Annotated in this window: 10 protein-coding genes; 7 read left to right on the forward strand and 3 right to left on the reverse strand. The window is 41.4% G+C overall.

Annotation, left to right across the window (positions count from 1 at the left end; translation table 11 throughout):
* The 3 genes from NTV63_03700 to NTV63_03710 all read right to left on the reverse strand — a co-directional run.
* The coding region (locus tag NTV63_03700; GenBank protein MCX6710027.1) for a hypothetical protein at positions 1–1,512 on the reverse strand (1,512 nt) is incomplete at its 3' end.
* Between the two features lie 99 nt (positions 1,513–1,611).
* The gene (locus tag NTV63_03705; GenBank protein MCX6710028.1) at positions 1,612–2,106 is read right to left on the reverse strand and encodes a class I SAM-dependent methyltransferase; all 495 of its coding nucleotides are present in this window, start codon (positions 2,104–2,106) and stop codon (positions 1,612–1,614) included.
* A 46-nt stretch (positions 2,107–2,152) separates the two neighbouring features.
* Positions 2,153–3,418 (reverse strand): hypothetical protein, encoded by a 1,266-nt coding sequence (locus NTV63_03710; protein ID MCX6710029.1) that lies wholly within the window; start codon positions 3,416–3,418, stop codon positions 2,153–2,155.
* 136 nt (positions 3,419–3,554) lie between these two features.
* Between NTV63_03710 and NTV63_03715 the strand changes: the two genes are divergently transcribed.
* The 7 genes from NTV63_03715 to leuS all read left to right on the forward strand — a co-directional run.
* Positions 3,555–4,358, forward strand: a complete 804-nt coding sequence (locus NTV63_03715) for a radical SAM protein (GenBank protein MCX6710030.1) — start codon at positions 3,555–3,557, stop codon at positions 4,356–4,358.
* Between the two features lie 74 nt (positions 4,359–4,432).
* Positions 4,433–5,029 (forward strand): MarC family protein, encoded by a 597-nt coding sequence (locus NTV63_03720; GenBank protein MCX6710031.1) that lies wholly within the window; start codon positions 4,433–4,435, stop codon positions 5,027–5,029.
* Between the two features lie 57 nt (positions 5,030–5,086).
* Positions 5,087–5,362 carry a hypothetical protein gene (locus NTV63_03725; protein MCX6710032.1) on the forward strand — a complete coding sequence of 92 codons (276 nt, stop codon included), beginning with the start codon at positions 5,087–5,089 and terminating at the stop codon, positions 5,360–5,362.
* Positions 5,363–5,373: 11 nt separating this feature from the next.
* Positions 5,374–5,796 (forward strand): hypothetical protein, encoded by a 423-nt coding sequence (locus tag NTV63_03730; protein MCX6710033.1) that lies wholly within the window; start codon positions 5,374–5,376, stop codon positions 5,794–5,796.
* On the forward strand, positions 5,789–6,178 hold the full coding sequence (locus NTV63_03735) for a DUF4430 domain-containing protein (GenBank protein MCX6710034.1): 390 nt from the start codon (positions 5,789–5,791) through the stop codon (positions 6,176–6,178). Before NTV63_03730 ends, NTV63_03735 begins: the two co-directional genes overlap by 8 nt.
* Before the next feature lie 9 nt (positions 6,179–6,187).
* Positions 6,188–6,832, forward strand: a complete 645-nt coding sequence (locus NTV63_03740; GenBank protein MCX6710035.1) for a hypothetical protein — start codon at positions 6,188–6,190, stop codon at positions 6,830–6,832.
* Between the two features lie 88 nt (positions 6,833–6,920).
* Positions 6,921–8,521: leucine--tRNA ligase (gene leuS / locus NTV63_03745; protein MCX6710036.1), on the forward strand; the 1,601-nt coding region annotated here is incomplete at its 3' end.

Consider the following 8,521-nt stretch of genomic DNA (forward strand, 5'->3'; position numbering starts at 1 on the left):
GCGCAGATGATAGAGCGAATTGTTGATGAGAGAAATTCTGGAATACGAAGCTACATTAGGAACATTCTGAAGTTCAATAAGAACTGATGATGCTGACATTGAGAAAGCGTTCTTTCGGAGAATATCAGATGCTTCCTTCAATTTAGAGCTGTTCTCAAAAGGAGAAGAGCTGAGCGCAAGCAATGCCTTCACATTGTGGGAATTAACTGCCTCTGAAAAGAACAGCATTCCTGCGCAGGAAAGCTCAAGCTCAGGATATGAAGAATTTTTTAATGCAATCTCTGATATGTTAAGGGCAGAAGAGGGAATATCTGAATCAATCTCCCTTGCATAAAGCTCTGCTGCGTAAAGCTCTGAAGAGGACTCTGCAAATGAAGCCTCAATCCTTTTCTCATATGAATTTTCCAGAAGAGAAAGCCTTGATGAGATAGATTCAGCTGAAAGGGACAGGTTTTTCAGGCTCTTATAATTTCTCCATTTCAAAAGGCCTGCAATTTCGGATATTGATGATGAAATCGCTGAGGATTCAGAAAGCAATTGCGAATCTTCTAAAAGCTTTGAGTAATTGTAAATCTCAGGAAGAGTTGATTTCTGCTTTGAAATCAGCATGTTCATGCGCTCATACAATGAATTATACATGGAGAATGTGCTGTTAAGGCTATTCTCCCCTGAATCTGCCTTTGCGAAGAGCAATTCAGCAGAATTCATCAATCTTTCAGAGAATATTTTTCCGCTTGATGAATAATCTCCTTCTTTCCAGGCATTCTCAATTGCTCGCTTGTCATTTTCAATGCTTTTTTCTATACTTCCTGAGGAATCCAATATGCCTGATAAGGACAGCATTTCCTCAGAGAGATTTGGAAGGTAGTTTTTTGCAATAAGGAAATATTCGCTTCTAAGCCTGCCCATCCTGGAAATTGATGAGGAGATATTGGCATCCAAAGCATCCATTTCAGAATAAATCATTTCCTTAATGCCAGCTTCCTCTGAAGTGAGATGATAATTTATTGAAACAATCGCGCTCTTTTCCCGCTTTGCACCCTCTGTTGAACAGGAAAAGCTTTTCTTGTTTCTGCACTCAACCTCAAAAAGGTAGATTGCCTGCCCTTCCCCTGACTTGTTCAGGCTTATCACATATTCCTTCTCAAATGAGTCAGAAGTGAGAATTATCTTTTCATCTGAAATTGTTATATTCTGGGAAAAGTCCCTGAATCTGTAGCTGCATTCCGCCTCGCACCCGATGAATCTCTGCACAACAACTTTGAAAAAGACATGGTTGACATCCTTGTTCGTGCTGTCCAGGCTTATGCTTGAGGGCTCAATCCTCAGGACAAGCTCGTCTTTTATTATGAAATTAAACTTCCACACAATCAATGCGAAAGCTGCAATAAGCAAAAGCCCAAGAATAAAGAGGAAACCAAGAAATTTCCTGCTCTTCGTTACAGGAGCGCTCTCATTTCCAGGATTTTTTATCTCATATGAATTCTCTTCGCTCTCTTCTTTTTCAGCCATGGAAATGCAATTTGAGAAAGTAGTATTTAAATATAACTGAGAAGGCAATCAAAGAGAGAAAATATTAGGAATTTTAAGAAAATTAAGAATATTCAGGGCTTATTTTCTTTCTGCGATTATTATCAAATCCTTCTCCTCCTTAATCTCCTTTTTCACCCTGAATTTTTCAAGAACAATCTTTCTTATGTAATCTGCCTTGGGCGACTTGCGCATGATTGTCACTGCAACATCCCTCTTTGCAACCCGCTCAATCTCAGAAATCCCTTCTTCAATGTCCTCAAAATTATGAACTGCGCTCACGCATATCACAAAATCAAACTCCCTGTCCCGGAAGGGAATGCTCTCTGCAAAACCTCTTATAAGATGAAGCCCTTTCCTTTTCTTTGCTTTTGCGAGAAGATTTTCGCTCGGGTCAATTCCTATTACATTGCAGTCAAACACCTCAGAAGAGAAGCAGGGTCCGCAGCCAACATCAAGGAGGAAATCCCCCTTTTTAACATTGAGGTTTTCCTTTATTATCCTGAGCTTTGAAAGCTGCTCTTCCTTGTGGAGCTCTATGTAGGAGTCAGCGATTGAATTGTAATAATTGTCCATGAGCATGATGAAAAATATGGGGAATTAATAAATCTTATTCAGGAAATCAGATGTTCAGCTCATAAACTCTCCATAAAAAAGCGCGCTTTCCCATGTTGTCAAGGGGCCTGAGCATGTCAAGGTTCCTCTCTGCTGTCTCTGAGCCGCTTCCCTCTTTTATCCCAAGTTTTATTCCTGCCTGAAATGCCTTGTAGTAAAGAAGGGCGTCAATGCCTGTCTTCCTGTACTGCTCGGCAACTCCGACAATAAGAATCCTGACTGATGAAAAATCCTTGTTAAGTTTTTTCCTCTGAATATCTGAGAAAATTGCAAGGTCTCTTTTTATGTCTGCAACGCTGAACGGATTCTTTGATGGAATATGCCCCGGATGCAAAGAATCATAATGCGAGATTACCTCATTTATGTTAGGGACTGTGACTTCAACTCCAATAGGAGCGCCGTCCTTTTCAGCAATAAAGACAAAATCCTCAAGAGCAATTGTCTTTATGCCTTTAGCCAGTGCAGCGAATTCAGGGTCAGTCATATTCACAAACTGCGGATGAGTGCCTTTTCCCCACTCAGAATTGTAAAGGGACTTTATTATCTCAATCTCCCTGTCGATGTTCTTGAATTCCCCGTTTCTGATTTTAACTCCGGTCCTTTCAAGAAGCCGCGCTTCCTGCTTTTTTATCCTGTCAACATAAGCATACATCTTATCGCTGGTGTGGTCAAAGATGTGGCTGAACCAGTCATCAAGCTTTGTGAAGCCGAAAGAGGTGAAATACTCCTGATAATAAGGCGTGTTGTAGGGCTCCATAAAAAAAGGATTGTACTGGAAGCCGTCAATCAAAAGCCCAACCTCTCCGTTTGCATTGAACTTTGCAGGGCCGATTACCTTGTCGCATCCGTTTCTTTTCAGGCAGCCGACAGCAGCTTCGAGAAGGTCTTCTGACAGGCGCTTGTCTTCAACGCAGTCAAACATTCCAATCCATCCTGTGTTCTCGCTGTGCTCTTCATTGTATTTGTGGTCAATATATGCAGCAATCCTTCCAACGGACTTGCCTTCTGACTCTGCGACAAAGTAGGAGATGTCAGTGTGGTCAAAAAACGGGTTTCTGTCCACAATCTTTGATACAAGTTTTGAGAAAATCTTTTTTGAAGGGTTTATGTCAGACATCTCATTCAGGATAATCGGAAAAACCTTATGCGATTCCTCGCTTCTATACCAGGGAATAAAGAAAGGGACTGTTGCAAACTGCTTAAGAAGAGGGAATGATGTCGTGTCCTTTTTGCCAATTGAGTACTCACAAATCTTCTCAAGTTCGTATTTCATAATAAAAAATACCAAATGGGAATATATAAATTTTTGCAAACCCCGACGATAAAATTTGCAACCTAATTGTGACGAAAAATGCCCATTGGACATCTGTGAAAAAGTATTATAAATCAGAACATGTGCATCTCTTTAAATGATAATAAAAGAAATATCCTGCAAATCCCTGCTTAACAAATCAGGAATCTCGGATTATTGCATAAACCCTTATACTGGATGCCAGCACGCCTGCGCATACTGCTATGCACGGTTCATGAAAAAATACACAAACCATCAGGAAGCGTGGGGAAGCTTTGTTGATGTGAAGACAAACGCAGTGGAAGTTCTTAAAAAGGAGCTGGTGCGGAAAAAGAGGGGTGAAGTCATGCTAAGCTCGGTCACAGACGCTTACCAGCCTCTTGAGAAAAAATATGAGCTTACAAGAAATATCCTCAAGGAGCTCCTGAATTACCAGTTTCCGATTTCAATCCTTACAAAATCAGCCCTTGTGCTTAGAGACATTGATATCATAAAAAAATTTGATGATATAAAAGTTGAATTCACAATTCCTTACCTTGATGAAAAGGCGAGAATGGCGTTTGAGCCAGGCGCCTCTTCCATAAATGAACGGCTGCAGGCATTAAAGGAATTGAAGCAGGAGGGCATAAAGACAGGCGTGTTTTTCGGCCCGATAATGCCCATTCTCTCTGAAAAGGGGATGGAACATCTGTTTGACAGATTCGCAGAGCTGGAAGTGGCTTTGATTTATGTTGACCGGCTGAACATAAAGTGCGGCAACTGGCCCTCAATTGAAAATGTGCTTAGAAAAGATTATCCTGAACTGATTAAAGATTACAATGAGATTCTTTTCGGAGAAAATAGGGAATATTACGAGATATTAAAAAAGAGAATAATAAAACTTCTTAAGGAAAGGCATCTGAATTTTAAGATAATATACTAAAATAAATCAGCTTCCCAAAATGTTTTTATAGTTGGAAAAAAACTTATCTCATAAGATTAACAAGAGGTGAAAATATGGTTGCAGTGCAGTTTTTTTCAGAGCTCCTTAGGGCGTTCCTTTCAATATTCATAATTATGGACCCTTTCGGAAGCGTCCCTGTGCTTCTCGGGCTCACAAAGAATTTTTCTCATATTGAAAGAAACCATCTGATAAAGCAGGCAATCATAATCGCATCAGGGCTCCTCCTTTTATTCCTCGTATTCGGAAGGAAAATCCTTGAGTTTTTTGGGATAACAATAGACAGCTTCAAGATTGCAGGAGGAGTAATCCTTCTCATTATGGGAATTGAGACCGTGCTTGACTTAAAATTCAGGAATGAAGCAACAGAGGGCTACAAGATTGCAGTTGTTCCGCTTGCAACTCCCCTGATAACAGGGCCGGGAGTTCTCACTGCAGCAATAATTGTTGTGATGCGCTACGGGCTCTTAATGGGAATAATCGCAGCTGCACTGAGCCTTTTAATAACGTGGGCGATATTCAGGAATGCCGGAAGAATATTCAAGGTTCTTGGAAAGCAGGGAAACGAAATCCTTTCAAAAATCATGGGGCTTCTCCTTACCGCAATTGCAGTGGAGTTCATTGTCCAGGGGATAAAGGCAATGATGGCTTAAGAGAGGGAATGTTGATTTATCACAAGATTTATATTTAGGATTTTATTTTAAGAAGTTATGAAAATCTGCTTGAGAGGGAAAAAAGGGGAACTAATAGGGCTTATTGCAGTTCTTGCGCTTGTAATTGGCGCTTACGCAATAATAAAGAGCAAGGGATACAGCCTGAATTCTCCCGGGGAAACGCTATTATTTGCAAGGGATTTCGGACAGTGGATTTTCCAGATAGGAAAAAATTCTGCAAGGATAATCGGATTTGCAGTAAAGCAGCGCTGGGCTCCTGAAGGGGTTAATCTTACTAATATAACCAAAAACATTACAGCAGGAATTAATTAGGAGGAAAAAAGATGACGCTTAAGCAGCCAGAGAGCATGGAAGAGATTGTTTATTACACTTACAGGCAGATTGGGGAAGGGGAAGCAAGATGCTGGGTTTTCAAGGAAAAATGCCCGAAATGCAAAAAAGGGATAATGGGAAAGCCAAGGGAAGACGGAAAAGTTAAGATAAGGGCAAAGGAATATGTGTGCCCTGAGTGCGGCTTCACAATGGAAAAGAAAGAGCATGAAGATACGCTCACAGCAAATGTTGAGTACACCTGCCCTTCCTGCAAGAAGAAAGGGGAAACCTCTGTTCCATTCAAGAGAAAAAATATCGGCGGAGTGCTTACCCTAAGAGTTCAGTGCCAGTTCTGCCATGCAGATATTGACATTACAAAAAAGATGAAAGAAAAGAAAGGCAAGAAAGGAGATGCTATTGAAGATGATGAATAAAAACCTGGTTTTCATATCGATTGCATTAATCATATCCTTGCTGTCCTACGGCTGCATAGTTGCAATACCCTCTGGCGAGGTGAGGGAAATCCATGAGGGGAAGGCGCTGCTTATAGTAAAAACAATAGGCAACACATCAGAAAGCGAGATTCTCTTCAACAATGTTACTGCAATGAAGATGCTTTCGCAGCATCATCAGGTTAACATAACAACGCACGCATCATACGGCGCGTTCATAAGCTGCATTGACTCTGTATGCGGAGAAGGCGGGCTTTTCTGGGCTTTCTATGTCAACAACAAAAGCTCAAGCGTTGGTGCAGGCTCTTACATGGTGAATGACGGGGATTCAATAGAATTCAGGCTTACAGACAAGCTGGATTAGAGATTCAAAATGGTTTCTAAAGATAAAGTAAAAAGCGGAATAAAAAAGGCGCTGTGCACAATCGGAGCTGTAGCCATAATAAACCAGGTGATTGGAGCAGCTGTCTTTTCAATAGTTCCCAGTATAAACTTTTCAACAATAAAAACAAATGAGAGGGCAATAATAACGCGTATGGTAATCCCGGAAAACTTTGAGCCAATTGACTACCTCAACCTGGCAAGCTCCATCGTGCACAACAACTCATATGGAGAAGGGGTTTGCAGGGACTATGCAATTGAAACTTACCATGTTTATGACGAGCTTTCCGCGCTGTCAGGAAGGGCTGAATACACTGATGACCTGCGGCTTTCAACAGGATTTTCAGGCATATACGGGCACATGTGGCTTGAGGTGAAAAAAGACGGGGAATTCATCCCCTATGAGAGCACGCTTTACACACCTAACCTGAAGCAGTCAGATGTGAAAGATTATTCAGAAAAAACTCTTGAGGAAAAGGTGGAAATAAACGACAACTATAACTCAATTGAACTGAAAAAAACAAACTCAATTCCCGGAACCATGATAAACTATCCCACAATAGGCTCGTTTTTATACCCGGGCGGGTTTTTCAGGCTTTTATATGATCTCACTTCAAACGGGATAATGCTTCTTTAAAATAGCCGGGAAAAAGCAAAAATCCGATAAATTTTAAATACTCTCATTAAATAACTGTTCTTTCTTAAAGGATAAAAAAGTGAATGCAATGGAAGAAAAAGGCGCAGGCGAAGAAAGGGATATGCGTTTAAGGCTTAATGAGATTTCCCTCAAATGGCAGAAGGAGTGGGAAAAGTCCAAAATATTCAGGGCAGTAGAAACCAGCAGCAGGAAAAAATACTATGTTATGGAGATGTTTCCATACCCGAGCGCAAGCTTCCTGCACATGGGGCATGTGAGAAACTATGCGATAGGCGATGTGTTTGCAAGATACAAGAGAATGTGCGGTTTCAATGTTCTTTATCCAATGGGCTATGACTCATTCGGGCTTCCTGCTGAAAACGCTGCAAAGAAAAGCAATATTCATCCCTCAGAGTACACTCATGATTCTATAAAGAAAATAATGGAATACCAAAAAGCCCTTGGAAGCAGCTATGACTGGGACAGAGCCATATCCACATGCGAGCCTGAATACTACAAGTGGAACCAGTTCTTTTTCATAAAAATGATGGAGAAAGGGCTTGTGTACAGGAAAAAAGCGCCTGTCAACTGGTGCCCTAAGTGCGAGTCAGTGCTTGCAAACGAGGAGGCAGAAGGCGGGAAGTGCTGGCGCTGCGAAAGCGATGTTGTAAAAAAAGAGCTTCCCCAGTGGTTCATGAAAATAACCGCCTATGCTGACGAACTTCTGGAAGGGTTAAGCGGGCTTGAATGGCCTGAAAAGATAAAGACAATGCAGGAAAACTGGATTGGAAAATCACACGGAGTTGAGATAAACTTCAAGATAGATGACGAGGACTGGGCTGTTTTCACAACAAGGATTGACACAATATTCGGAGTTACATTCATGGTTATTTCAGCCCAGCACCCAAGGCTCCTTGAGCTTTCCTCAAAAGATAAGAGAAAAGAGGTTTCAGAATTCATAAGAAAGTGCAGCAGGGTTTCAACTTCTGAAGAGGAATCCCTCCTTGAAAAGCAGGGGGTTTTCATAGGAAGATATGCAGAGAATCCTATAACAAAGGAGAAGATTCCGGTTTATGCAGGAAACTTCGTTGTTGCAGATTACGGTTGCGGAATGGTGATGGCTGTCCCTGCGCACGACGAAAGGGATTATGCCTTTGCCAAAAAATACAATATCCCGATAAAAGAGGTAATATCCGGGGGAGACATCTCCAAGGCGGCATTCACTGATTATGGGAAACTTGTGAATTCAGGGGAATTCTCAGGGCTCTCAAGCGAAGAGGCAAAAGAAAAGCTTGCGCTGTATGCTGAGAAGAAAAAAATTGGAAAGAAAGTTGTGAACTTTAAAATCAGGGACTGGATGATTTCAAGGCAGCGCTACTGGGGAACACCCATTCCTGTAATATACTGCGAGAAATGCGGAGCTGTCCCTGTTCCTGAAAAGGATTTGCCTGTTCTTCTTCCTGAAAAAGTTGACTTCAAGGCAAAAGAGAATCCTCTCCTGAAAAGCATGGAATTCCTCAATGCAAAATGCCCGAAATGCAGAGGGATTGCAAAGAGGGAGACAGACACAATGGGCGGATTTATGGATTCATCCTGGTATTTTCTGAGATACTGCTCACCTCATGCAAAGGATGTTCCTTTTGATAATAAGGCAGTTCAATACTGGATGCCTGTTGACCAGTATATAGG

The organism is Candidatus Woesearchaeota archaeon (genome assembly GCA_026394965.1).
Classification (GTDB): domain Archaea; phylum Nanobdellota; class Nanobdellia; order Woesearchaeales; family 0-14-0-80-44-23; genus JAPLZQ01.